Here is a 23,346-nt window from a genome sequence, read left to right as displayed (position 1 = left end):
CCCGCCGTCTTCCGCAACAACGACCTGCCCGGCGTGATGCTGGCCTCCGCCGCCCAGCGCCTGATGTACCGCTACGGCGTCAAGCCGGTGAGCAAGGCGGTGGTGCTGGTAGCCAATGCCGACGGCTACCGGGCGGCCCTCGACCTGCATGCCCAGGGCATCGGCATCGCCGCGGTGGTGGACCTGCGCCCCAGCGCCGGCAGCGCCCAGCCCCTGGCCCGCCTGCTCAGCCAGGCCGGCATCGAGATCCTGCCCGGCAGCTGCATCGTCGAGGCCCTGCCCGGCGCCGACGGCCTGTGCGCCGGCGCCCGCGTGGCCACGCTGCAGGCCGATGGCAGCCCGGCGGCGGCGCAGACCCGCAAAATCGCCTGCGACGGCATTTTGATGAGCGTCGGCTGGGCCCCGGCCGCCAACCTGCTCTACCAGGCCGGCACCCGCATGCGCTTCGACCGGGCGGTGGAACAATTCGTCCCCGAGGCGCTGCCCGACGGCGTGTTTGCCTGCGGCCGGGTGAATGGTGTGCATGAGCTGGAGCGTCGCCTTGCCGACGGCACCCGCGCCGGCAGCCACGCCGCAGCCTCGGTCGGCTTCGGCCGCGCCAGCGGCGCCGCCCTGCCGCCGGAAGCCGAGTGCCCCAGCCACCCCTGGCCCATCGTCGATCACCCGGACGGCAAGAACTTCGTCGATTTCGACGAAGACCTGCAGCTCAAGGATTTCCGCAACGCCATCCAGGAGGGCTTCGACAACATCGAGCTGCTCAAGCGCTTCTCCACCAACGGCATGGGCCCCAGCCAGGGCAAGCACTCCAACATGAACGGGCTGCGCATCCTGGCCCGCCTGACCGGCAAGGAACCCCAGCAGGTCGGCACCACCACCGCACGGCCCTTCTACCACCCGGTACCGATGGCGATTCTGGCCGGCCGCGGCTTCAACCCCGAGCGCCGCACCCCGCTCGCCAGCCGCCACGACGCCCTCGGCGCGCGCTGGATGCCGGCCGGTGCCTGGCAGCGCCCGGAGTTCTACCAGGTCGCCGGCAAGGAGCGCCTGGCCTGCATCCGCGAAGAAGTCGCGGCCGTGCGCAGCGGCGTCGGCCTGATCGACGTGGGCACGCTGGGCAAGCTCGAAGTCATCGGCCCCCAGGCCGCCGAATTCCTCGAGCGGGTTTATACGTCCAACTACGCCAACCTGAAAGTCGGCATGACCCGCTACGCGGTGATGTGTGACGAATCCGGGGTGGTGATCGACGACGGCGTGGTGGCCCGGCTGGCGGACGACCACTTCTACTTCACTACCACCACCTCCGGCGCAGCCACGGTGTATCGCGAGCTGTCACGTCTCAACACCCTGTGGCGGCTCGACTGCGGCATCGTCAATCACACCGGCGCCTTTGCCGCGGTGAATCTGGCCGGGCCGAAATCCCGCGAGGTACTCGCCACCCTCACCGGACTCGATCTGTCGGCCGCCGCCTTCCCCTACCTGGCGGTGCGCGAAGGCGAGGTGGCCGTGAGTGGTGGAAAAATCCCGGCCCGCCTGATGCGCGTCGGCTTCGTCGGCGAATGGGGCTACGAAATCCACGTGCCGGCCAGCATGGGCGGCGCCCTGTGGGATGCGCTGATGACGGCCGGCAAGACCCACGCCATCCGCCCCTTCGGCGTAGAAGCCCAGCGCCTGCTGCGCCTTGAAAAGGGCCACATCATCATCGGCCAGGACACCGACGGCCTCACCACGCCGCTGGAAGTCGGCATGGGCTGGGCCGTGAAGATGGCCAAGCCCTTCTTCATCGGCCAGCGCAGCCTCGCCGCCATCGCCAAGAAGCCGCACAAGCAGCAACTGGCGGGCATCACCTTCCCGGTGGGCTACAGCGGCATGGTGCCCCTCGAATGCAACCTGGTCATCGACGGCGGTGACATCGCCGGCCGGGTTACCAGCATCGCCTTCAGCCCCAGCCTCGGGCGCACCATCGGCATGGCCTTCCTGCGCCCCGACCTGACCGCAATCGGCACCACCGTGAGCATCCGCCTTAGCGACGGCGCGATGGTGCAGGCCGAAGTCAGCGCCACCCCGTTCTACGACCCGGACAACCTCAAGCAGAAGGAGGCCGCATGATTTCCGCTCTCGCCGTGAGCCCGGTGGCCGAAATCGCCACCCTGCTCGCCCCCGCCGCCCAGCCTGCCGCCGCGGCCCGCCTCGGCCTCGCCGACGTGTCCCTCACCGCCCGTTACGGCTGCAAGGGCCCCGGCACCGTCGCCTGGCTGCAGGACGCCGGCCTGCCAATCCCGCCCCAGCCCAATAGCTGGCTGCCGCTGGATGGCGGCGGGCTGATCGCCCGGCTCGGCTTCACCGAGTTTCTGGTCGAAGGCCCGGACGCGCTGATTGCAGGCCTCGCTGCCACGCCCCGCGGCCCCGGGGTGTACCCGGTGCTGCGTCAGGACGCCGCGCTGATCCTAGGCGGATCGCGCCTGGAAGAACTGCTGCGCCAGACCTGCAACGTCAACTTCCGCCCCCTCGACCCGGCCGACCGGCCGGTGGTGCTGACCTCGATGGTCGGGGTTGGCGTGACGGTGATCCCGGAGCTTCGCAACGGCCAGCCGGCAGTACGCATCTGGTGCGACGGCACCTACGGACATTACCTGTGGGAAACCCTGCTCGGCATCGCCAGCGAGCTGGGCGGCGGCGCCGTCGCCCCCCACTGCTTCAACTAAATCACTGAATCCCCTCAACCCACCTTCAGGAGAGCGGCAATGACGCCCACAGAAGCCAAGCAGTTTCTTGCGGACAACGACGTCAAGTACGTCCTGGCCCAATTCGTCGACATCCACGGCACGGCCAAGACCAAGGCCGTTCCCGCAGCCCATTTCGAGAGCATCCTCACCACCGGCGCCGGCTTTGCAGGCTTCGCGGTGTCGGGCCTCGGCATCGAACCCAACGGGCCCGACTACATGGCGGTCGGCGACCTGGACACCCTCACCCTGGTGCCCTGGCAGCCCGGCTACGCCCGCATCGCCTGCGACGGCCACGTCAAGGGCGAGCCCTGGCCGCTGGACACCCGGGTAGTGCTGAAGAACCAGATCAAGCGCCTGGAGGCCAAGGGCTACACCTTCTTCACCGGGCTGGAGCCGGAGTTCTCGCTGCTCAAGAAGGATGGCAGCGGCAGCATCATCCCCACCGACCCCACCGACACGCTGCCCAAGCCCTGCTACGACTACAAGGGCCTGTCGCGCAACCGCCAGTTCCTCGAAACCCTCACCGACAGCCTGCGGGCAGTGGATGTGGACGTTTATCAAATCGACCACGAAGACGCCAACGGCCAGTTCGAGATCAACTACACCTACGCCGACTGCCTGACCTCCGCCGACCACTACCTGCTGTTCAAGATGGCCGCCTCGGAGATCGCCAACGACCTGGGCATGATCTGCTCCTTCATGCCCAAGCCCTTCGCCAACCGGCCGGGCAACGGCATGCACATCCACATGTCGATCGGCGACGGCAAGACCAACCTGTTTGCCGACAAGACAGACCGGCACGGCCTGGGCCTCTCGACGCTGGCCTACCAGTTCCTCGCCGGCATCCTGGCCCACGCCCCGGCGCTGGCCGCCATCTGCGCCCCGACGGTCAACAGCTACAAGCGCCTCGTCGTCGGCCGCTCCATGACCGGCACCACCTGGGCTCCGGCCTACATCAGCTACGGCGACAACAACCGCTCGTCGATGGTGCGCATCCCCCACGGCCGGCTCGAACTGCGCCTGCCCGACGGTGCCTGCAACCCCTACCTGGCCACCGCCGCGGTGATCGCCGCCGGCCTCGACGGCATCGAGCGCAACCTCGACCCGGGCATCCCGCACAACCAGAACCTCTATGCCCTGAGCCCCGAAGAGCTGAAGGCCACCGGCATCGAGATCCTGCCCCAAAACCTCCACGAAGCCCTGCTGGCACTGGAGAAGGACACCGTGCTGTGCAAGGCCCTGGGCCCGGTTGCCGGCGAGTTCCTGCGCCTCAAGAACATGGAATGGGTGGAGTACATGCGCCACGTGTCGGACTGGGAAATCAATAACTACCTGGAATTTTTCTGACCCCCTGCAGGTTCAGACGAAGCCGGATCAACGAATCAAAGATTTAACGAAGGAGAAGCAACATGTGTGGAATCGTTGGATTGCTGGTGAAGACACCGGCCCTGCGGGAACAGCTGGGTGCGCTGATGGTGCCCATGCTCATCGGCATGACCGAGCGCGGCCCCGACTCTGCCGGCCTGGCAGTGTTCGGCACACCCCTCGCCGAAAACGAGCGGAAAATCAGCCTCTACTCCGGCCTCACGGATGACGGCGCCGACTTCAACTGGCTCGGCCTCACCCACGAACTGAAGGGCCACCTGGGCGTGAGCGCCACCGTGGAGCCGAAGGGCAACCACGCCATCCTGAGCTTCGACATCGCCCCCACGGTGGTCAAGCGCTGGATCAAGGAACACCACCCCAGGCTGCACATCCTCTCCACCGGCCGCAGCATCGATCTCTACAAGGACATCGGCACCCCCGCCGAAGTAGCTGCCCGCTACGGCTTTACCGGCCTCACCGGCTCGCACCTGGTCGGCCACACCCGCATGGCCACCGAATCGGCGGTCACACCCGATCGCGCCCACCCCTTCACCGCCGGCGAAGATTTCTGCCTGGTGCACAACGGCTCCCTGTCCAACCCCAACGGCATCCGCCGCATGCTCGAGCCGCGGGGCATCCGCTTTGAAACCGACAACGACACCGAGGCCGCCTGCCGCTTCCTGGAATGGCGCCTGCGTGAAGGGGACGACCTGGAAACCGCGCTGCAAAAGGGTTTTGAAGAGCTCGACGGCTTCTTCACCTTCCTGATGGGCACCCCCGACAAGCTGGCCCTGATCCGCGATCCCTTCGCCTGCAAACCGGCGGTGGTGGCCGAGACCGATGACTACGTGGCTATCGCCTCCGAGTTCCGCTCCCTGGCCCACCTGCCCGGCGTCAAGCACGCCACCGTTTTTGAACCCGCCCCCGAGGAGATGTACGTATGGAACGCCTGACCTTCGACCTGGCCGCACAGCCCCTGCGGGAGCTCAACACCTTCCTGCACACGGGTGCCAAGGAAGGCAAAGTCGGCCACGTGACCGTCCTCAACCCGGACGGCGCACACAACATCGCGGTCGGCCTCGACTGCCCGATCAACGTGGAAGTGGTCGGCCACGCCGGCTACTACGCCGGCGGCATGAACAAGGCGGCCACCGTCACCATCACCGGCAGCGCCGGCACCGGCGTGGCCGAGAACATGATGAGCGGCAAGGTGCACGTGAAGGGCTTTGCCAGCAACGGCGCTGGCGCCTCGGCCCACGGCGGCCTGCTGGTCATCGAGGGCGACGCCGGCCTGCGCTGCGGCATCTCCCTGAAGGGCGGCAACATCGTCGTCGGCGGCTCGGTGGGCAGCTTCTCGGCCTTCATGGCCCAGGCCGGCCGCATGGTGATCTGCGGCAACGCCGGCGACGCCCTGGGCGATTCGCTCTACGAAGCGGTGCTGTACGTGAAGGGCACGGTCAAGTCCCTCGGCGCTGACGCCCAGTACGAACCGATGACCGACGAAGACATCGACGCCGTCGCCAGCCTGCTCGACCAGGCCGGCCTCGACCACGATCCCAAGGCCTTCCGACGCATCGCCTCCAAGCGCTCGCTCTACCACTGGAACGCCGACGCGAACCAGGAATATTGATCAGGCCAGGCGGGCCGCAAGCCGCGGCCTGCCCCGCCGGCAGACGGACCTAGCCGACGAATTTTGAGGAGTTCCACCATGGAAACCAAACCCGTGCAGTTCAAGAATCTCTCCCGCGAGGAATCCTACGGCTACGACCGCAAGACCCTCGACTACATCCGCAACGCGGCTGCCCACGGCCTGTACGAAATCCGCGGCATGGGCGCCAAGCGCAAGCTGCCCAACTTCGACGACCTGGTCTTCCTCGGCGCGTCCATGTCCCGCTACCCGCTCGAAGGCTACCGGGAGAAGTGCATTACCAAGACCCTGCTCGGCACCCGTTTCGCCAAGAAGCCGATCGAGCTCGACATCCCGATCACCGTTGCTGGCATGAGCTTCGGCGCCCTGTCGGCCAACGTGAAGGAAGCCCTGGGCCTGGCCGCCACCGAGATGGGCACCTCCACCACCACCGGCGACGGCGGCATGACGCCGGAAGAGCGCCGCTCCTCCAAGATCCTGGTGTATCAGTGCCTGCCGTCCCGCTATGGCTTCAACCCGGACGACGTGCGCAAGGCCGATGCCATCGAAGTGGTGATCGGCCAGGGCGCCAAACCGGGCGGCGGCGGCATGCTGCTGGGCCAGAAGGTGAACCCGCGGGTCGCCAAGATGCGCACCCTGCCAGAAGGCGTCGACCAGCGCTCGGCCTGCCGTCACCCGGACTGGACCGGCCCGGACGATCTGGCCATCAAGATCCAGGAACTGCGCGAGATCACCGACTGGGAGAAGCCGATCTACGTGAAGGTCGGCGCCACCCGCACCTTCAATGATGTGAAGCTGGCCGTGCATTCCGGCGCCGACGTGGTGGTGGTGGACGGCATGCAGGGCGGCACCGCGGCCACCCAGACCTGCTTCATCGAGCACGTGGGCATCCCGACCCTGGCCGCCGTGCGCCAGGCCGTCAATGCCCTGGAAGACCTGGACATGAAGGGCAAGGTCCAGCTGATCGTCTCCGGCGGCATCCGCACCGGCGCCGACGTGGCCAAGGCCCTGGCCATGGGCGCCGACGCGGTGGCCATCGGCCAGGGCGTGCTGGTGGCGCTGGGCTGCAACGGCGAGACCTACTTCCAGAACGGGGGTCACCACGACGCCATCGCCGACTACAACGCGCTGGGCACCACGCCGGGCTTCTGCCACCACTGCCACACCGGCAAGTGCCCGGTGGGCATCACCACCCAGGATGCCATGCTGGAACAGCGCCTGTCGCCGGCGGTGGGCGCCAAGCACCTCAAGAACTACCTCAAGACCCTCAACATGGAGCTCACCACCATCGCCCGGGCCTGCGGCAAGCAGAACGTGCATCACCTGGAGCCGGAAGACCTGGTGGCCCTGACCATCGAAGCCGCCGCCATGGCCGGCGTGCCGCTGGCGGGTACCAACTGGATCCCGGGCCGGGGTTTCTGAGCAAGCAAGTTTCTCCCTCTCGCCCCGCAAGGCGTTTCGCCGGGGCGATCCGACCACGGATCGCCCCGCTTTTTTCCAGGAGACTGAATCCGTGACCGCCCAGATCATCGACGGCAAAGCCCTCTCGAAGCGGCTGCGCGAGGGCTTTCGCGAGCGTGTCGATCACCTCGCCAACCAGGGCGTGCAGCCCGGCCTGGCCGTCATCCTCGTCGGCGACAACCCCGCTTCCCGCGTCTATGTCGGCAACAAGGTCAAGGCCTGCGAAGAGTGTGGTGTTCGCTCCTTCCACATCGCCCTGGCCACCGACACGCCCCAGGCCGAGGTGCTCGCCACCATCGCCCGCCTCAATACCGATCCGGCCGTGCATGGCATCCTGATCCAGCTGCCGCTGCCGCCCCACATCGACGGCCGCAAGGTGCTCGAGGCGATCTCGGTGCATAAGGACGTGGACGGCTTCCACCTCTACAACGTCGGCGGGCTGGTCGTCGGCAACACCATCTTTCCGCCCTGTACGCCCTACGGCGTGCAATTGCTGCTCGACACCACCGGCACCGATGTGGCCGGCAAGAACGTGGTGGTGGTGGGCGCAAGCAATATCGTCGGCAAGCCGATGGCGCTGATGCTGCTGCAGCGTGAGGCCACCGTGACGATCTGCCACGCCAGAACCCGCGACCTAGCCCAGCACACCATCCTCGCCGACATCCTGATCGTTGCCGCCGGCAAGCCGGGCCTGATCGTCCCGCAGATGGTCAAGCACGGCGCCATCGTCATCGACGTGGGCATCAACCGGCTGGTGGACGGACCCAACGCCGGCAAGATCGTCGGTGACGTGGATTTCGACGGCGTGAAGGAGAAGGCCAGCTGGATCACCCCCGTCCCCGGCGGCGTCGGGCCGATGACCGTGACCATGCTCATCGAAAATACCCTCCGATCTGCCGAGCGCACCCTGCACGTGGGTGACAGCGACGACTACCAGGACTGGGAAGCCCCCGTCCTCAAGGGAGCCTGACATGGAACACGACTGCCTGATCCGCCTCGAAGGCCTATGCCTGGACGCCTCCATCGGCATCTACCCCCAAGAACTCGCCGCCCGCCAGCCCCTCGAGATAGACCTGCAACTCACTATCGACGGCACCCTCGCCGCCCGCAGCGACGACATCCGCCACACGGTCGACTACGACCAGGTGGTCGACTGCCTCGAAGCGCTCCTCGCCAGCCGGCACTTCCAGCTTCTCGAATACCTGAGCCAGGCCATGCTCGACACGCTGGCCGACAGCTTTCCGGTGAAACGGGCCGAGGTGACCGTCGCCAAGCCGCTGGCCGTGCCCAAGGCGAGGCGGGTGTCGGTGACTCGGATGGCAGAGTGGCGACGGGAAGCCGTCAAGGCCGTCCCGCTTGCCCTGTAGGGGCGCCGGCGCCGGGCACAACGAAGCCGCCGGGATCGCTACAACAGCCCGGCGCACCCCTACCACTTGGCGCTGGCGTTCGGGCTGGAGCGCATCTATCGGCTGCTGAAGGACGCGGACCAGGATGACGCGCGGACTGATATCGTATGCGAAGCCCGCGGGCCGAAGGAAGCCGCCGAGTTGGAGCTGGAATTCCGCCGCATCCGTGACGGCGCAAACTACTTCCACCGTCCTTTGCCGTTTGATCTGATCATTGCTGACAAAAAGACCAATTGGGAAGGCATGCAACTGGCCGATCTGAAGGCACGGCCGATCGGCCTGACGGTGCTACGGCCGGAGCAAGCCAATCGGGCGGCAGAGGTACTGGAGAGGAAATTTTACCGGGACTGCGCGGGTAACAAGCTGGGCATGGGCCTGAAGGCATTTCCATGAAAACTGAAAGCCGTACCCCAGAAGCAGAAGGGCCCCTGTAGTACCAGGAGCCCAACGCCGGCCGCGTAGTCGCAACCCATTTGCCGCCAACCACAGCGGATCGGCCTGAACTTGGCAAGAACGGTTAGCGGCGATGGCCAGAAAGCCGCCCTGTGGAGGAACCCAAGAAGATGGCCAAAAAGGACTACTCCGAAGACCTGTTGATTCAGGCGCAGACGGCAGAACTGCTGGAAAAGCAACTCGGCTGGGAAAACGTGTTTGCGCAGGATGAAGGCTGAGATCATCAGGCACTTGTCTGTCTATTTGCCGGCCAGCGCCTATGACCCAGACGAAATCGGCATCAAGGCGGGAGCGGTGTTAGCCCATATTTACAGCGCGGGCCTGGGCGGGGGGGCGCCGGTTTACCACTGAAGGGCGATGGGCACCGCACACCAGATCAAGCCTTGTTTTCAGTCGGCAGGACTGGGGCAGTTATCCGGAAATTTCGGATAACTCCGCATAAACCCGCAGCACCCCGCGCCAGTGATATCGAAGTACGGCAGGCACGATAAAACTCCGTCGAGCCGTCAGCGGCAGGCTCCACTGTCCTCCAGCCCAAGCTCACCCCGCCAGCGCCAGCCCCTTCGGATTCGCCCCGTACTCGTTACTCCCCTCCTGGCTGTCCTGCACGGCGAAGTAGATCAGCACCAGCGCGCCGATGAGGGGCACGATCATCAGCAGGGCCCACCAACCGGATTTGCCGATGTCGTGGAGGCGGCGCACCGTCACACCAACGCTGGGCAGCAGCACGCCCAGGCTGTAGATGCCCGACAGCACATCGCCCATGCCACCCTCACCGCCGCCGCCAAGCAGCTGCAGCACACCCATGATGATCAGGTTGAAGAGGGTGAACATCCAGTATTCCTTGCGCTGGGCACGCCCCTTGAAATCGGCGTACTGCCGGAGTGCTTTCAAATACCACTGCATGGAAGTCTCCCTGTGCATGTCAAAAAGATGAATTTATGGGAACGATAGCATGGGCGGGATGACGGGCCGGCGGAGCCTCGAGCTTTCCTTCGTCCGTCAGCCGGGCTACCTTTGGCCCTCTACCTGCCCTGCTGCGCTCCATGCCGTCCCTCCTCCGTGCCCTGAATTCCCGCAACTACCGCATCTACTTCGCCGGCCAGCTGGTGTCCCTGGCCGGAACCTGGATGCAGCAGATCGCCATGGTGTGGCTCGCCTACCGGCTCACCGGGTCGGCACTGATGCTGGGTGCGGTGGGGTTTGCCACCCAGATCCCGATCCTGGTTTTCGGGGCGCTGGGCGGCGTGATCACCGACCGCTTCGACAAGCGCCGCCTGCTGATGGCCACCCAGATCCTGTCCCTGCTGCAGGCCCTGCTCCTGGCCCTGCTGGCCTGGCTCGGCCTGATCACCCCGGCGGTGCTGCTGGCCCTCGCCTTCGGGCTGGGGGTCATCAATGCCCTGGACATTCCGACCCGCCAGTCCCTGGCCGTGCAGCTGGTGGACCAGCGGGAGGACCTGCCGAATGCCATCGCCCTCAATTCAATGCTGATGAACGTGGCCCGCTTCGTCGGTCCAGCCCTCGCCGGCTTCGTGGTGGCGGCCCTGGGCGAGGCGGTGTGCTTCCTGCTGAACGGGGTGTCCTACCTGGCCGTGCTGCTGGCCCTGACGGCAATCCGCCTGCCGGCGGAGGTGCCGCGCCCGGCGCAGGGCACCCCGCTGCAGGCCCTGCGGGAGGGCCTCCGCTACGTGGGCGCCCACCCGCGGATCCGTGCCTCCCTGGTGCTCATCGCAGCCACCAGCTTCCTGGCCTCGCCCTATCTGGTGCTGATGCCCCTGTTCGCCCGGGAGATCCTCGGTGGCGATGCTCGCCTCTACGGCCTGCTGGTGGGCTGCGCCGGGGCCGGTTCCCTGGCCAGCAGCGTGTACCTGGCCAGCCGCAGAGATACCCGCGGACTGACCCGGGTGGTGGGCTGGGCGGCGCCCCTGGCGGGGGTGGCCCTGGTGATCTTCGCCCTGTCGGCCCACCTGACCCTGACCATGCCGGTGCTCTTCGGGCTGGGGATCGGGATCATGCTGGTGGCCGCAGGTAGCAACACCCTGATCCAGACCCAGGTGGACAACGCCTTCCGGGGCCGGGTGATGGCCCTGTTTACGATGGCCCTGCTGGGAGTAGCGCCCCTGGGCAGCTTCGCGGTGGGAAGTCTCGCCCATCATTTTGGTGTCCGTGCCACCCTCGTGGCCTGCGGGCTGCTGACCGTGATGGCAGGGCGGGCCTACCAGCGCCATGTCCGGACCCTGGGCAGCCTGCCGGCTCGATGACGCCACACAAAGTGACATTTTCGATATCGCCAAAGGCCTGATGAGACCAATATGGCGCTAGAAAAGACCAATAAACCCTTGAGAGCACCCCATGCCCCATTCCTCACGCCTGGCTGAGCAACTCTGGCTCAGCCTCAACACACAGACTTCACCCCTGATCCGCCAGACCGTTTCCCAGCTGGTCATCCGGCGCAAGGGCGAGCTGGCCGACCTGTTCTACGCCTACATGCTCGAGAACCCCACGGCCCGCCACTTCCTGTCGGTCCAGGCGGTCGAGGTTCGCCTCAAGCCGGGCCTGCAGCGCTGGATGGAAGTCCTGTTCTGCCATGCCAGCCAAGAGGAGCTGGCCGCTGCGCTGGCCATGCAGCGCCATGTGGGCGAAGTCCATGCGCGGGCCCAGATTCCGGTGAACCTGGTGGCCCAGGGGCTGCGTTTGCTCAAGCAGCATCTCCACCGCTCCCTGATCGGATCCGAACTGGAACGGGACGACCTGGTGCATGCGGTGCTTTATGTGGACGAGCTGACCGACGTCGCCTTCGAAGAAATGAGCGCAGCCTTTGTCCAGTCCTCCGAACGCGGCGTCCGCGCCGACGAGGCCTTCCGGATGGTGGCTGCCGGGCGGGACCTGGCCCTGGAGCGGGAAAAGCAGTCGGTCGCCATCCTCGAATGGGAGGCTCGCTTCTACCGGGTGCTGGCTTCCGGCGCCAGCATGGACGACATGCCCAGCCTGGGCGAATCCGAATTCGGCCTGTGGCTGCACCACAAGGCGCCCCTGCTGTTCGACGACAGCCAGGAGCTGCCTGCCATCAACGAAGCCGTGGAGCGGGTGGACGAGGCCCTGTTCCCCCAACTGGCCCTGGGGCGGGACCGTAACGACCCCCAGTCCGAGCGCCAGCGGGACCTGACCCGAGCCGTGCTGATCCAGATCGACGAGATCAAGTTCCTGCTGCGCAGCATGTTCGACCGTCTGGTAGACCTGGAAGTGGGCCGGGATGTGCTGACCCAGCTGTTCAACCGACGCTTCCTGCCCTCCATCCTCAAGCGGGAGATCAACCTGGCCCGCAAGAACGGGCGCGGCTTCTGCGTGATGATGCTGGACATCGACCACTTCAAGCGGGTCAATGACGAATTCGGGCACGACGCCGGAGACCGGGTCCTGCAGCAGGTGGCCGGCCAGATCATGAACCTGGTGCGGAGCAGCGATTTCGTCTTCCGCTACGGCGGCGAGGAATTCCTCGCAGTGCTGGCCGCAGCGGACCAGGAGCGGGCCTGCCAGATCGGCGAAAAGGTCCGTCGCCACATCGAAGAGCAGAAGATCCTGCTGGCAGGCGGACGCTCCGTGCAGGTCACTCTCAGCGTGGGCATCGCTACAGACGACGGCCACCCGGACTACCAGCGGCTGATCGAACGGGCGGACAAGGCGCTCTACGCGGCCAAGGACTCAGGACGGAACCGGGTGGTGGTGGCCTGATATCATCGGGCCTCATCCCATCCTGCCTCACCCGGGTCCCAGCCCGGTTTCCGCCATGACTGCAAGCCCCGGCCGCCGTGTGCTGTCGCTCATCCCACCGATGACCCAGCTCAACACGCCCTACCCTTCCACCGCCTATCTCACCGGCTTCCTGCGCAGCCGGGGGGTGGATGCCCGCCAGGACGACCTGGCCCTGCGGCTGGTGCTGGAACTGTTTTCTCCTGCCGGCCTGGATGCCTTGCGCCAGCGGGTGCACGCCCTGCCGGGCAAACAGCGCTCCGCCACCCTGCACGCCTTCGATGGCGCCTTCCCGCGCTACCGGGCCAGCGTAGGCCCGGCAATCGCCTTCCTGCAGGGCCGCGACCCGACCCTCGCCCACCGCATCGCCAGCCGCGCCTTCCTCCCGGAAGGCCCCCGCTTTTCGTCCCTCGACGTGTATTACGACCCGGACGGCGGAGATCCCCTGGCATGGGCCTTCGGCGCCCTGGGCGTGCAGGACAAGGCCCGTCACCTGGCGACGCTCTACCTCAACGACCTGGCCGACGTGCTGCGCGAGGCCGCCGACCCGCGCTTCGAGTTCGTGCGCTACGCTGAATCCCTGGCCATGGCCCAGCCCACCTTCGAGCCTCTGGCCAGCGCCCTGGCCGCCCCTCCGACCCTGGTGGACGACACCCTGGCACGGCTGACCCGGGACACCATCGAACGGGAACGCCCCCAGGTGGTGCTGCTCTCGGTGCCCTTCCCCGGCTCGGTGTATGCGGCCTTCCGCATCGCCCAGACCCTCCGTCAGCACTACCCCGACATCGTCACGGTGCTGGGTGGCGGCTTCGTGAACACCGAGCTGCGGGAGCTCACCGAGCCCCGGGTCTTCGATTACTTCAACTACATCACGCTGGACGACGGCGAGCGCCCCCTGCTGGCCCTGCTGGAACACCTGGACGGCAGGCGCGGCACGTCACGCCTGGTCCGCACCTACCTGCGCGAGCAAGGCCAGGTGCGCTACATCAACCTGGCCGAAGCGGACATCCCCTTTGCCGAGGTGGGCACCCCTACCTGGGATGGCCTGCCGCTGGAGGGCTACCTGTCGATCCTCGACATGCTCAACCCCATGCACCGGCTGTGGTCCGACGGGCGCTGGAACAAGCTCACCGTGGCCCACGGCTGCTACTGGAAGAAATGCAGCTTCTGCGACGTGAGCCTCGACTACATCGGCCGCTACGACGCGGCCAGCGCCGAGGTGCTGGTGGACCGCATCCAGGCCATCGTCGCCGAAACCGGGCAGACCGGCTTCCATTTCGTGGACGAGGCCGCCCCCCCCAAGATGCTGCGTGCCCTGGCAGAGGAACTGGAGCGTCGCCAGACCGCCATTTCGTGGTGGGGCAACATCCGTTTTGAAAAATCCTTCACCCCGGAACTCTGCCAGCAGCTCGCCGATAGCGGCTGCATCGCCATTTCCGGCGGACTGGAGGTAGCTTCCGACCGGCTCCTCAAGCTGATGAAGAAAGGGGTCTCGGTGGACCAGGTGGCCCGCGTCACCAAGGGCTTCTCCGATGCCGGCATCCTGGTGCACGCCTACCTGATGTACGGCTTTCCCACCCAGACGGTGCAGGACACCGTAGACGCCCTCGAATACGTGCGCCAGCTGTTCGAAGCCGGCTGCATCCAGTCCGGCTTCTTTCACCGCTTCGTGTGCACCGTGCACTCGCCGGTGGGCCAGAACCCCGCCGAATACGGGGTGAAACTCAAGCCCCTGCCACCGATCAGCTTCGCCAAGAATGACGTGGGCTTCATCGACCCCACCGGGGTGGACCACGACACCCTAGGCGCCGGCCTCAACAAGGCCCTCTACAACTACATGCACGGCATCGGCCTGGAGGAGGACGTACGCCGCTGGTTCGACATCAAGGTGCCCCGGCCCCGGGTGCCACGCAACTTCATCGCCCGGGCGCTGGGCTGCTGAACCTCACCCGACGCCCTCCCGCCCCCCAGTCGCCACAGCCATGAAGATCAACCTGCTCCCCATCGGCGCCCGCTTCGAATACGAAGGCGAGACCTACACCAAGACCGGACCCATCACCGCCGTATCGGCCAGCGGCTGCTCGCGGATGATCCCCCGCTACGCCGTACTCCATCCTGCCGATGGTCACACGCCACCGCCACCGCCCATCGAGGAGCGCCAGGTAGCCTTGAGTGCAGCCCTGGCCGCCTTCGAGCGTTACCACGGCATCGCCCTGAGCCTCACCGAAAGCTTCGACAAAGCCCGGCTGGAGGAGGCCCGGAAGGCCTTCCTGAAGGCCCTGTCTTGAGTCGTCCGCGACCGCCCGCCGCACACTGCCAGCCGGAATCCAGCTTGCGGGGCGTGCTCTCGGGTATCGCGCCCTTGCAATGGAACACCCCGGAACGCTATAGACGCAAAAAAGGCCGGAACCCTTGATTTCTCTGGGCTTTCCGGCCTGATCTGGAACACTTCGGAAGTGTTCATGGTGCCTTGGGCGAGACTCGAACTCGCACGACTTGCGTCACTACCCCCTCAAGATAGCGTGTCTACCAATTTCACCACCAAGGCACGGGGGAGGCAGAATTATAGCGGAGCTCACCGGGGAGATCAATATTATTTATTGATCTCCGACGACGCTCAAGACTCAACGCACGGCGAGCGCGGGCTCCGGGTCGATGGCAGGCAGCTCCGGTACGGCGGCCACCTCCTCATCCAGCTTGCCGTCCAGGGCCAGGGCCATGCGCTCCCGGTCCAATTCATTCTCAGAGGCGGAGATGACCACGGTGGCAACGGCATTGCCGGTGATGTTGGTCAGGGCGCGGGCCTCGCTCATGAAGCGGTCGATGCCCAGGATCAGGGCCATGCCGGCCACCGGGATGGTGGGCACCACCGCCAGGGTCGAGGCCAGGGTGATGAAGCCGGCGCCGGTGATGCCGCTGGCGCCCTTGGAGGTGAGCATCGCCACCACCAGAATGGTCAGCTGCTGACCCAGGGTCAGGTCGGTGTTGGTGGCCTGGGCAATGAACAGAGCCGCCATGGTCATGTAAATGTTGGTGCCATCCAGGTTGAAGGAGTAGCCGGTGGGCACCACCAGGCCCACCACGGAGCGGCTGCAGCCCATCTTCTCGAGCTTGTGCATGAGCTTGGGCAGGGCCGACTCGGAGGAGCTGGTGCCCAGCACGATCAGCAACTCTTCACGGATGTACTTGATGAATTTGACGATGGAGAAGCCGGTGTAGCGGGCAATGGCGCCCAGCACGATGAACACGAACAGGCCGCAGGTGAGGTAGAAGGCCCCCATCAGCTTGGCCATGGGCACCAGGGAGGCCACACCGTACTTGCCGATGGTGAAGGCCATGGCACCGAAGGCACCCAGGGGAGCGAGCTTCATCACCGTATTGACGATGCCGAACATCACGTGGGAGATTTGCTCCACGAAGTCGAACACCGGCTTGCCCTTGTCACCCATGGCGGCCAGGGAGAAGCCGAACAGGATGGCCAGCAGCAGCACCTGCAGGATGTCGCCCTTGGCGAAGGCATCGACGAAGGTGGCCGGAATGATGCCGAGCACGAACTCGGTGGTGCTCTGGGCGTGAGCCTTGGCGGTGTAGCCCTCGATGGCCTTGGTGTCCAGGGTGCTCACGTCGGCGTTGAAGCCGGCCCCAGGCTGGGCCACGTTGGCCACCACCAGCCCGATGGCCAGGGCCAGGGTGGACACGACCTCAAAGTACAGCAGGGCCTTGCCGCCCACCCGGCCAACCTTCTTCATGTCCTGCATGCCGGCGATGCCGTGCACCACGGTACAGAAGATCACCGGGGCGATGATCATCTTCACCAGCTTGATGAAACCGTCACCCAGGGGCTTCAGATCCACCCCCAGCCTGGGCTCGAAATACCCCAGCAGCACGCCGCAAACGATGGCGAACAGGACCTGTACGTACAACACTTTGTAGAACGGCTTCTTCATGGCGATTTTTCTCCGGTCTTGTGCAACGAGATGCGCACCTTAGCCCCGGACAGCACCGCCGGAAATTGTGTAGTCCCCCATTGTGGCCCACCCTATTGTGGAAAACCGACATGCCGGAGACGCCGTTTCAGGGTACGAAGACGGGCTCCGGCTCCAGAGCAACGCCAAAACGGGCCTGCACATCGGCCTGTATGGCATGGCAGGTGGCCAGTACGTCGGCGCCGGTCGCCCCGCCGTGATTCACCAGCACCAGCGCCTGGCGCTCGTAGCACCCCACCGACCCCAGGCGGCGGCCCTTCCAGCCGGCCTGATCGATCAGCCACCCCGCCGCCAGCTTGGCACGCCCATCCGGCTGGGGATAGGAGGGCATCTCCGGGTGACGGACAAGGAGGCGGGCGTGCACGGAGGCCTCCACCACTGGATTCTTGAAGAAGCTGCCCGCATTGCCGATTTCCGCAGGGTCGGGCAACTTGCGCCGGCGCACGGCGATCACCGCATCGGAGATCTGCAGGGGGGTGGGGTGGGCAATCCCCTGGACATCAAGCTCCCGGGCGACGTCCGCATAGCCGGCATTGGGCTTCCAGGCCTTGGGCAGGCGGAAGGTGACGGCGGCAATCAGGAAGCGGCCCGCCCCGGCCTGCTTGAAAAAGCTGTCCCGATAGCCAAAGGCACAGTCCCGCCGGTCGAAGCCCACGGTCTTGCCCGTCTCCAGATCGTAGGCCCGCAGGCTGTAGAAATGCTCTGCCATCTCCAGCCCGTAGGCGCCGATGTTCTGCACCGGCGCAGCACCGACGGTGCCGGGGATGAGGGACAGGTTCTCCAGACCCGGCCAGCCCATCTCCAGCGTCCAGCGCACGAAGTCATGCCAGTGTTCACCGCCGCCGGCGCGGACGAAGAAGGCCTCCGCATCCTCCTGCACCCGACTGCGGCCATGGAAGGCCACCTGCAGCACCAGACCCGGAAAATCCCCGGTAAGCACCAGATTGGAACCACCCCCGATCACCAGCCGGGGCAGGCCGGCCACCCGGGGGTCTTCCAGGACTGTGCGCAAGGCGTCCGCGTGGTCGACCCGGGCGAACCAGGCAGCCCGGGCCGGCAGACGCAGGGTGTTAAGGGCATCGAGGGAAACATCGGGCCTGAGGAGCGGCGCGACACCGGTCGTCACTGCCTCACCTCCCCCACCTGCACCGGCGCCGGAAGACCCGGCGTGCGACGACAGGGGTTGATGTCCAGCCCGCCGCGCCGGGTGTAGCGGGCCCACACGGTGAGCTCCCGGGGCTGGCACTGGCGCAGGAGGTCGGTATAGATCCGTTCCACACACTGCTCGTGGAACTCATTGTGCTGACGAAAGGAGATGATGTAGCGGAGCAGACCCTCCCGATCCAGGGGGGCACCGGTATAGCGCACCACCACCATGCCCCAGTCCGGCTGGCCCGTCACCAGGCAGTTGGACTTGAGCAGGTGGGAATACAGGGTTTCGCTGACCTCCGGCCGGCCCCCGTCCGCACGGAGCAGTTCGGGCGCCGGTGCATAGCGGTCCACCTCAATGTCCAGGGTATCCAGCAGAACACCCTCCGGATACGCAATGTGGCGCTGGGGCCGGGCACTCAGGGGCTCGATGCTGACCTGGACCTGGGCCCCCGCAGCGGCGGACAGATCCTGGGCCAGGGTAGCCGCCAGCTCGGGCACACCTGCCACGCGGGTCTGGTTGAAGGAGTTGAGGTAGAGCTTGAAGGACTTGGATTCGATCAGGTTAGGGGAATCCGCCGGAACCCGGAAACTGGCCAGCGCCACCACCGGCTTGCCCCGGACATCCAGCCAGGACAACTCGTAGGCGTTCCAGAGATCTTCGCCGACGAAGGGCAGTTGCCCGGAGGCGATCCCCAGCTCGTCGCGCTTGCCCTGGCGGGCGATGGGAAACAACAGCTGGGGAGCGTAGTGGTCGGCGTAGTCCACCGGCTTGCCCAGGGGCGACGCATCGGGATGGGCAGGAGTCATGCTCATGGATCAGCGCCCCTCCTTCAGGGCTTGCAGAAGTTTCTGGCCGGCGCGCCCGTCGACGCTGTAGCCGAGGCGCAGCTGCTCGCTGCGGATGGCGGCACGGCTGGCATCGCCCAGCATGCCGTCGACGGCTCCAATGGCATGGCCCCGGGCCAGCAGCAGAGCCTGGACTTCACGCCGCTCCGCCCGGGAGAGGCCCGCATCGTCGGTCGGCCAGGGCGTCTGGAAGGGCCCGCCCCCCCGCAAGCGGTCGGACAGGTGAGCGATGGCCAGCGCATAGCTTTCGGCTGCGTTGTAAGCGTAGAGCGCATCGAAATTGCGGAATACCAGGAAGGCCGGCCCTTTCGGACCGGCCGGCAGCAACAGGCCCGCGCTCCCCTCACCCTCCAGGGGCGTGCCGTCGATGCGCCTCACCCCGCGGGCGCTCCACTCTGCCAGCGGCTGCTTGTTGCGACGACCGGCACCGGTCACGTCGAAACCAGCTGGCAGCCGGACCTCGTAGCCCCAGGGCTGCTCCTCCCGCCAACCCGCCTTGCGCAGGAAGTTCGCGGTGGAGGCCAGGGCATCGGGAACGCTGCCCACCAGATCGCGGCGCCCGTCCCCGTCGAAGTCCACCGCCAGGCGCAGGAAGGTGGAGGGCATGAACTGGGTGTGGCCAAAGGCGCCGGCCCAGGAGCCCAGCATCTGCTCGGCCTTCACGTCGCCGTTATCCACGATCTTGAGCGCGTCGTAGAACTCACCACGGAAATACGCCTGGCGACGGCCATAGCAGGACAGGGTGGACAGGGAAGTCAGCAAGGGCCGGTTGCCGAAATTGCGCCCGAAGTTGCTCTCCACGCCCCACACCGCGACCACCGTGGCCGGATCCACACGATAACGGGCGGCAACGGCATTCAGCGTGTCCCGCCACTGGACCAGCATCCCCTGGCCATCAGCCACCCTTTCGTCATCCACCAGGCCAGACAGGTAATCCCAGATGGGCGTGCGGAACTCCGGCTGGTAGTCGAGCAGCTCCAGCACCTTCAGGTCGGGCTGCAGGCCCGCGGTGAGGCGGTCATACCCTGCCGCGGACACACCCCGGCCCAGCGCGCCGGCCTTGAGCTCGGCGACACAGGGGGCGAAGCGGGACGGATCGGGCACATCAGCGGCCTGGACCAGGCCGGCGGCGAGCAGCCCCAGGATGCCCAGCCGGATGGACGGGACGGGCGGAGTGAAGGGACGGGAGGGTCTCACGGGACAGGGAAATTTCTTCATCGGATAAAGGACTGCATCAGCGCAAAGAAGCGTCCATAGAACTCGGCGTCGGTGACGGTTTCCTCCCCCACCTTGACCAGGCTTTCGCTGTTGCCGCCAAAGGGCAGGGACAGGGAACCGATGCCGGTCACCGACAGGCCGGTGCTGGCGGACCCCGCCTTGAGCTCTTCGCGGATCTGGCGGACGTTGGCAAAGACCGCTGCACCTTCTCCCTCCCCCTCCGCCAGACAGAACAGGCTGAAGGTGAGCTGCACCTGGGTGCTGCGGTCAGGCTGGAAGTACTTGCGGGCCTTGATGAACTCGGGCCTGGCCTCGTCGATCAGGTAACCCTGACTCAGGAGGGCCCTTCTCCCGGCTTCGCAGGCTGAAGTAGGCGACACCTCGAAAGACTGCTCGAAGGGAGAGTCCGGCGCGAAGCTTTCCAGCTTGTAGCTGTCATCTTTCTTTTTAGAACCGCCCAGCACGCTGCAGGCGGAAAGCAGCAGCGACAGGAGCAGCAGGGCAAATCGGTGGGACATGGGGAGGGTTTTCCGAAACAGTGGAGCGCAGGGGGCGAGGGCCTCAGTGAGCCTCGTCCCAATTGGCACCAGACCCGACTTCGGCAACCAGCGGCACCGAAAGTTGCGCCACACCCGCCATCAGCCGGGGCAAGGTCTCCCGGATCAGCGCCAGCTCGTCCTCGGGGACCTCCAGGACCAGTTCATCATGGACCTGCAGGATCAGCCGGGAGCGCACTCCGGCCTCCCGGAGCCAGGCAGACGTGACGATCATGGCCTTCTTGATCAGGTCGGCGGCGGTGCCCTGCATGGGCGCATTGATCGCCGCCCGCTCGGCGCCCTGGCGCCGTCCCACCTGCTGGGCGCGGATGTCCGGCAGGTGCAGGCGGCGGCCGAACACGGTCTCCACATAGCCCTGGGCCTTGGCCTCGGCACGGGTGCGCTCCATGTAGGCGGCGACGCCCGGATAGCGTGCGAAGTAGCGCTCGATGTAACTGGCGGCAGCGGCCCGTTCGATCCCCAGGTTCTTGGCCAGACCGTGGGCACTCATGCCGTAGATCAGGCCGAAATTGATCACCTTGGCGTAGCGGCGCTGTTCGCTGCTGACCTCCAGCGGCGTCACGCCGAAGATCTCGGCGGCGGTGGCCCGGTGCACATCCTCACCCTTGGCAAACGCCTCCAGCAAGCCCTTGTCGCCGGAGAGGTGGGCCATGATGCGCAGCTCGATCTGGGAATAGTCGGCGGACACGATCTTGTGCCCGGCCGGGGCGATGAAGGCCGCCCGGATGCGCCGCCCCTCCGGGGTACGGATCGGAATGTTCTGCAGGTTGGGCTCGGAGCTGGCCAGCCGTCCAGTCACCGCCACCGCCTGGCTGAAGCTGGTGTGCACCCGGCCGGTCTTCGGGTTGACCATCTGGGGCAGCTTGTCGGCGTAGGTGTTCTTCAGCTTGGCGAGGCTGCGGTGTTCGAGCAGGAGCTTGGGCAGAGGGTAGTCCTCAGCCAGCTGGGTCAGCACATCCTCGTCGGTGGAGGGCTGACCGGTGGCGGTCTTCTTGACCACCGGCAGGCCGAGCTGGGTAAACAAGATCTCGCCGAGCTGCTTGGGCGAACCCAGGTTGAAGGGCCGGCCAGCCAGTTCATGGGCCTGCTGCTCCAGCTCGTGGAGGCGGCGCCCCAGCTCCTCGGAATGCTGGGCGAGCAGGAAGTCGTCGATCAGCACTCCGTTGCGCTCCATCTCGAAGAGCACCCGGGCGGTGGGCAGCTCCACATCCCGGTACAGGGCCGCCAGGGCCGGCTCGGCCGCCAGCTGGGCGGAGAGCACGTGGTGGAGGCGCAGGGTGATGTCCGCGTCCTCGGCGGCATATTCAGTGGCCCGGGCCAGCTCCACCTCGCCAAAACCGATCTGCTTCGCACCCTTGCCACAGACCTCGGTGTAAGTGAGGGTCTTGAGGCCCAGATGACGGCTGGCCAGGGAGTCCATGTCGTGGGACTGGTCGCTCTCCAGGATGTAGGACTCAAGGAGGGTGTCTTCGGCAATGCCCGCCAGGGCGATACCGTGGTTGGCCAGGATGTGGGCGTCGTACTTGAGGTTCTGGCCGAGCTTGCGGTGGGCCTCGGATTCGAGCCAGGGCGTCAGTCTGGCCAGCACCTCGGCCAGCGGCAGCTGCGCCGGTGCATCTGCGTAACCGTGGCTCAGGGGCAGGTAGGCGGCTTCGCCCTCCACGATGGCGAAGGACATGCCCACCAGGGTGGCAGCCAGTGGGTCGAGGCCGGTGGTCTCGGTGTCGAAGGCAGTGAGTTCGGCGGCGGAAATTTTCGTCAGCCAGGCGTCGAAGGCAGCCCAGTCAAGCAGGGTTTCGTAGCCCGTACGATGGGCACCGGGCTCACCCAGGGGAGCGACGACGGCCGCTTCGCCCGCAGGGGCAGGCGCGGCGCGATGGGTGCCGGACTCGAGCTCCTTGAGCCAGCCCTTGAACTCCATGCGCCGGTAGATCGCCGCGAGGGCCACCTTGTCGTCCTCCCGGGCAGGAAGGTCCGCAGGCCCGACGGGCAGCTTGAGGTCGGTCACCACCGTGACCAGCCGGCGCCCCAGGGGCAGGAAGTCCAGATGCTTGCGCAGGTTCTCGCCAACCTTGCCGCCCACCTTGTCGGCACTGGCGACCAGCTTGTCCAGGCTGCCGTATTCGGTGAGCCATTTGACCGCGGTCTTGGGACCGCATTTTTCCACCCCGGGCACGTTATCCACGGTGTCGCCGATCAGGGTCAGGTAGTCGACGATGAGGTTCGGTGGCACACCGAACTTGGCCCTGACGCCCGCCTCATCCAGCACTTCCTCGCTCATAGTGTTGACCCAGCGCACGCCGGGCTGGACCAGCTGGGTCAGATCCTTGTCGCCGGTGGAGATCACTACCTCCCACCCCGCCTCGACAGCCTGACGGGTCAGGGTACCGATCACGTCGTCGGCTTCGACCCCCTCTTCCATGATCAGAGGCCAGCCCTCGGCCTTCACGGCCTCGTGGAGGGGCTCGATCTGGGCACGCAGGTCTTCCGGCATGGGTGGACGCTGGGCCTTGTACTCCGGATACCAGTCGTCCCGGAAGGTCTTGCCCTTAGCATCGAACACACAGGCCCGGTATTCCGCCTTGTAGTCGGATTCGAGGCGACGTAGCATGGAAAGGACCCCGCGCACGGCACCGGTCGGCTCACCCGCGGAGTTCCGCAGGTCGGGCAGGGCATGGAAGGCACGGTACAGATAGCTGGAACCGTCGACGAGCAACAAGGTAGGCATGGGCATGCAAGGCTGAGCGGCGACCGGCACCCCTCACCCCTCACTCCTTA

General features: G+C 66.2%; 20 protein-coding genes and 1 tRNA gene. 13 read left to right on the top strand and 8 right to left on the bottom strand.

Annotated features, from left to right (window positions below; translation table 11 throughout):
* The 9 genes from PHD22_RS05075 to PHD22_RS05035 form a co-directional block, all read left to right on the top strand.
* A partial coding sequence (locus tag PHD22_RS05075) for a glycine cleavage T C-terminal barrel domain-containing protein (protein WP_299863200.1) occupies positions 1–2,106 on the top strand: 2,106 nt, incomplete at its 5' end.
* Entirely contained in the window at positions 2,103–2,702 is a 600-nt protein-coding gene (locus PHD22_RS05070; protein ID WP_299863197.1) for a hypothetical protein, read from the top strand. The genes PHD22_RS05075 and PHD22_RS05070, both read left to right, overlap by 4 nt.
* Positions 2,703–2,741: 39 nt before the next feature.
* Positions 2,742–4,070, top strand: coding sequence for a type III glutamate--ammonia ligase (glnT, locus tag PHD22_RS05065; RefSeq protein WP_299863195.1), 1,329 nt, complete (start codon positions 2,742–2,744; stop codon positions 4,068–4,070).
* A 62-nt stretch (positions 4,071–4,132) separates the two neighbouring features.
* Positions 4,133–5,041, top strand: coding sequence for a class II glutamine amidotransferase (locus PHD22_RS05060; RefSeq protein WP_299863192.1), 909 nt, complete (start codon positions 4,133–4,135; stop codon positions 5,039–5,041).
* Positions 5,029–5,718: a protein glxC gene (locus tag PHD22_RS05055; protein WP_299863189.1), complete on the top strand. Its 690-nt coding sequence runs from the start codon at positions 5,029–5,031 to the stop codon at positions 5,716–5,718. The genes PHD22_RS05060 and PHD22_RS05055 overlap by 13 nt, the downstream gene beginning before the upstream one ends.
* Before the next feature lie 78 nt (positions 5,719–5,796).
* Positions 5,797–7,158, top strand: coding sequence for an FMN-binding glutamate synthase family protein (locus tag PHD22_RS05050; protein WP_299863186.1), 1,362 nt, complete (start codon positions 5,797–5,799; stop codon positions 7,156–7,158).
* Between the two features lie 91 nt (positions 7,159–7,249).
* Positions 7,250–8,167 (top strand): bifunctional methylenetetrahydrofolate dehydrogenase/methenyltetrahydrofolate cyclohydrolase FolD, encoded by a 918-nt coding sequence (gene folD, locus PHD22_RS05045; protein WP_299863183.1) that lies wholly within the window; start codon positions 7,250–7,252, stop codon positions 8,165–8,167.
* 1 nt (position 8,168) lies between these two features.
* Entirely contained in the window at positions 8,169–8,564 is a 396-nt protein-coding gene (gene folB, locus PHD22_RS05040) for a dihydroneopterin aldolase (protein WP_299863180.1), read from the top strand.
* A gap of 66 nt (positions 8,565–8,630) precedes the next feature.
* Entirely contained in the window at positions 8,631–8,996 is a 366-nt protein-coding gene (locus PHD22_RS05035) for a DUF3800 domain-containing protein (protein ID WP_299863177.1), read from the top strand.
* Between the two features lie 600 nt (positions 8,997–9,596).
* Here the strand turns inward: PHD22_RS05035 and PHD22_RS05030 are convergent.
* Positions 9,597–9,962 carry a DUF805 domain-containing protein gene (locus tag PHD22_RS05030; RefSeq protein WP_299863174.1) on the bottom strand — a complete coding sequence of 122 codons (366 nt, stop codon included), beginning with the start codon at positions 9,960–9,962 and terminating at the stop codon, positions 9,597–9,599.
* Between the two features lie 140 nt (positions 9,963–10,102).
* Here PHD22_RS05030 and PHD22_RS05025 point away from each other — a divergent pair, with 140 nt between their 5' ends.
* The 4 genes from PHD22_RS05025 to PHD22_RS05010 all read left to right on the top strand — a co-directional run bounded on the left by PHD22_RS05025 (position 10,103) and on the right by PHD22_RS05010 (position 15,097).
* Positions 10,103–11,320, top strand: a complete 1,218-nt coding sequence (locus PHD22_RS05025) for an MFS transporter (RefSeq protein ID WP_299863171.1) — start codon at positions 10,103–10,105, stop codon at positions 11,318–11,320.
* Positions 11,321–11,411: 91 nt separating this feature from the next.
* Entirely contained in the window at positions 11,412–12,791 is a 1,380-nt protein-coding gene (locus PHD22_RS05020) for a GGDEF domain-containing protein (RefSeq protein WP_299863168.1), read from the top strand.
* 55 nt (positions 12,792–12,846) lie between these two features.
* Positions 12,847–14,751 (top strand): radical SAM protein, encoded by a 1,905-nt coding sequence (locus PHD22_RS05015; protein ID WP_299863165.1) that lies wholly within the window; start codon positions 12,847–12,849, stop codon positions 14,749–14,751.
* A gap of 40 nt (positions 14,752–14,791) precedes the next feature.
* Positions 14,792–15,097, top strand: coding sequence for a hypothetical protein (locus PHD22_RS05010; protein ID WP_299863162.1), 306 nt, complete (start codon positions 14,792–14,794; stop codon positions 15,095–15,097).
* 175 nt (positions 15,098–15,272) lie between these two features.
* Here the strand turns inward: PHD22_RS05010 and PHD22_RS05005 are convergent.
* The 7 genes from PHD22_RS05005 to polA form a co-directional block, all read right to left on the bottom strand.
* A tRNA-Leu gene (locus PHD22_RS05005) sits at positions 15,273–15,357 on the bottom strand.
* A 76-nt stretch (positions 15,358–15,433) separates the two neighbouring features.
* Positions 15,434–16,756, bottom strand: coding sequence for a dicarboxylate/amino acid:cation symporter (locus PHD22_RS05000; RefSeq protein WP_299863159.1), 1,323 nt, complete (start codon positions 16,754–16,756; stop codon positions 15,434–15,436).
* A gap of 127 nt (positions 16,757–16,883) precedes the next feature.
* A complete protein-coding gene (murB, locus tag PHD22_RS04995) occupies positions 16,884–17,921 on the bottom strand; it encodes a UDP-N-acetylmuramate dehydrogenase (RefSeq protein WP_299863157.1) in 1,038 nt (345 codons plus the stop codon).
* Positions 17,918–18,760: an NADPH-dependent 7-cyano-7-deazaguanine reductase QueF gene (gene queF / locus PHD22_RS04990; protein ID WP_299863154.1), complete on the bottom strand. Its 843-nt coding sequence runs from the start codon at positions 18,758–18,760 to the stop codon at positions 17,918–17,920. The genes murB and queF overlap by 4 nt, the downstream gene beginning before the upstream one ends.
* 3 nt (positions 18,761–18,763) lie before the next feature.
* Entirely contained in the window at positions 18,764–19,930 is a 1,167-nt protein-coding gene (locus tag PHD22_RS04985; protein ID WP_299863208.1) for a lytic murein transglycosylase, read from the bottom strand.
* A 77-nt stretch (positions 19,931–20,007) separates the two neighbouring features.
* Positions 20,008–20,529 (bottom strand): DUF2242 domain-containing protein, encoded by a 522-nt coding sequence (locus PHD22_RS04980; protein WP_299863152.1) that lies wholly within the window; start codon positions 20,527–20,529, stop codon positions 20,008–20,010.
* Between the two features lie 43 nt (positions 20,530–20,572).
* Positions 20,573–23,296, bottom strand: coding sequence for a DNA polymerase I (gene polA, locus PHD22_RS04975; RefSeq protein WP_299863149.1), 2,724 nt, complete (start codon positions 23,294–23,296; stop codon positions 20,573–20,575).
* Positions 23,297–23,346 lie beyond the last annotated feature (50 nt).

Origin of the sequence: Zoogloea sp. (assembly GCF_028693495.1) — a bacterium.
Lineage (GTDB): Bacteria > Pseudomonadota > Gammaproteobacteria > Burkholderiales > Rhodocyclaceae > Zoogloea.
The sequence above is the reverse complement of the archived record's forward strand: the minus strand, read 5'-3'. Positions and strand labels throughout refer to the sequence as shown.

Excerpts from the sequence above, each read along its gene's own strand:
- queF (WP_299863154.1), bottom strand. The coding sequence starts at position 18,760 with ATGAGCATGACTCCTGCCCATCCCGATGCGTCGCCCCTGGGCAAGCCG.
- PHD22_RS05020 (WP_299863168.1), top strand. The coding sequence starts at position 11,412 with ATGCCCCATTCCTCACGCCTGGCTGAGCAACTCTGGCTCAGCCTCAAC.
- PHD22_RS05010 (WP_299863162.1), top strand. The coding sequence starts at position 14,792 with ATGAAGATCAACCTGCTCCCCATCGGCGCCCGCTTCGAATACGAAGGC.
- PHD22_RS05025 (WP_299863171.1), top strand. The coding sequence starts at position 10,103 with ATGCCGTCCCTCCTCCGTGCCCTGAATTCCCGCAACTACCGCATCTAC.
- folB (WP_299863180.1), top strand. The coding sequence starts at position 8,169 with ATGGAACACGACTGCCTGATCCGCCTCGAAGGCCTATGCCTGGACGCC.
- PHD22_RS05060 (WP_299863192.1), top strand. The coding sequence starts at position 4,133 with ATGTGTGGAATCGTTGGATTGCTGGTGAAGACACCGGCCCTGCGGGAA.
- PHD22_RS04980 (WP_299863152.1), bottom strand. The coding sequence starts at position 20,529 with ATGTCCCACCGATTTGCCCTGCTGCTCCTGTCGCTGCTGCTTTCCGCC.
- PHD22_RS05000 (WP_299863159.1), bottom strand. The coding sequence starts at position 16,756 with ATGAAGAAGCCGTTCTACAAAGTGTTGTACGTACAGGTCCTGTTCGCC.
- PHD22_RS05030 (WP_299863174.1), bottom strand. The coding sequence starts at position 9,962 with ATGCAGTGGTATTTGAAAGCACTCCGGCAGTACGCCGATTTCAAGGGG.
- PHD22_RS05015 (WP_299863165.1), top strand. The coding sequence starts at position 12,847 with ATGACTGCAAGCCCCGGCCGCCGTGTGCTGTCGCTCATCCCACCGATG.
- PHD22_RS05055 (WP_299863189.1), top strand. The coding sequence starts at position 5,029 with ATGGAACGCCTGACCTTCGACCTGGCCGCACAGCCCCTGCGGGAGCTC.
- glnT (WP_299863195.1), top strand. The coding sequence starts at position 2,742 with ATGACGCCCACAGAAGCCAAGCAGTTTCTTGCGGACAACGACGTCAAG.
- polA (WP_299863149.1), bottom strand. The coding sequence starts at position 23,296 with ATGCCTACCTTGTTGCTCGTCGACGGTTCCAGCTATCTGTACCGTGCC.
- PHD22_RS05070 (WP_299863197.1), top strand. The coding sequence starts at position 2,103 with ATGATTTCCGCTCTCGCCGTGAGCCCGGTGGCCGAAATCGCCACCCTG.
- PHD22_RS05050 (WP_299863186.1), top strand. The coding sequence starts at position 5,797 with ATGGAAACCAAACCCGTGCAGTTCAAGAATCTCTCCCGCGAGGAATCC.